The organism is Longicatena sp. 210702-DFI.1.196 (genome assembly GCF_020563125.1).
Taxonomy (GTDB): domain Bacteria; phylum Bacillota_I; class Bacilli_A; order Erysipelotrichales; family Erysipelotrichaceae; genus Longicatena; species Longicatena caecimuris.
In genome coordinates this window covers 1-260 of sequence record NZ_JAJCPX010000132.1, presented here as the reverse complement: position 1 = coordinate 260, position 260 = coordinate 1, and the positions used below count along the sequence as shown (strand labels likewise).

Below are 260 nucleotides of genomic sequence, written 5' to 3'. Positions count from 1 at the left end.
GACTCTTTCAGCTCATTCAGCACATTAAGAACAGTAAGGCTGCTTATAGTATGCCCGGAAGGCAGGAAGGGATTTGATTCAAAAAAAGTTCTGCCACATACAGTGCACACAAAGCGTCTGGCACGATAGCGTATCAGACAAGAACGGCTGTTCAGCGCAGAATGGGTAATAGATTTAGTTCTATAGTCTTTAATATGTGTGGAATAAGAACCACAAGAAGGACAGCTAAACTTTTTAGATACGAGAGTAATGTCGATAAT

1 protein-coding gene is annotated in these 260 nt (G+C 40.8%); it reads right to left on the bottom strand.

What is annotated here, in order from left to right; translation table 11 throughout:
• Positions 1-251, bottom strand: a 251-nt coding sequence (locus tag LI241_RS15665) for a transposase family protein (RefSeq protein ID WP_227151505.1), incomplete at its 3' end; no start/stop codon positions are given.
• Positions 252-260: the final 9 nt, after the last annotated feature.